The following is a 233-nucleotide window of genomic DNA, read 5'->3' as shown; positions in this document are numbered from 1 at the left end:
ACTTTTGCACAAGTAATGCCTGTAACTCTGTCGTGACCATGAATGGCTGTAACAGTATGCGCCAAATACAGCGGAATCTCATAGTCCTCTAAGCATTGAACAACATTTCGTGTGAGTCCATTGGAAAAGGGCATAATTTCAATCACGCCTTCGACCTTGGCCCCTTCTAAGGTGAGACGGCGGGCCATGATCAAACCAATATCGCCGGAACCTAAAATCACAATTTTTTTGCC

1 protein-coding gene is annotated in these 233 nt (G+C 45.1%); it reads right to left on the bottom strand.

Annotation, left to right across the window (positions count from 1 at the left end):
- The coding region (locus tag Ga0466249_RS28115; RefSeq protein WP_215832435.1) for an NAD-binding protein at nt 1-233 on the bottom strand (233 nt) is incomplete at both ends.

It is taken from the genome of Pelorhabdus rhamnosifermentans (assembly GCF_018835585.1).
GTDB classification, from domain to species: domain Bacteria; phylum Bacillota; class Negativicutes; order UMGS1260; family UMGS1260; genus Pelorhabdus; species Pelorhabdus rhamnosifermentans.
The sequence above is the reverse complement of the archived record's forward strand: the minus strand, read 5'-3'. Positions and strand labels throughout refer to the sequence as shown.